The organism is Streptococcus castoreus DSM 17536, assembly GCF_000425025.1.
In the GTDB taxonomy this organism is placed as follows: domain Bacteria; phylum Bacillota; class Bacilli; order Lactobacillales; family Streptococcaceae; genus Streptococcus; species Streptococcus castoreus.
This window is the reverse complement of sequence record NZ_KE384296.1, coordinates 1-288: the sequence shown is the minus strand read 5'-3', so window position 1 is coordinate 288 and position 288 is coordinate 1.

Sequence of the window (288 nt, the reverse complement as noted above, 5' to 3'; positions counted from 1 at the left end):
CAATATTTTTGTCACAAAATTCCGTAATCGCGCCATTTGTCTCAGCAAACTTCAATATTGAATAATCCCTTTAAAGCATCTGTCTTTACTAGCATTATACATTAAAAAGCTTATGAAATCAATATCTCTGGATTTGCAATCAGAATGAACATATGAAGATCTCTCAGCAAAACTTTTTCAGTTAAGTCATAACCACCGGCTATAAGCCGCTTCTCTCCAGCGACGTCCAAAGACGTTCGCTGAACTTCGTTCAGGTTATGCTTTCGTTACTTGACTGATGCCCGTAAC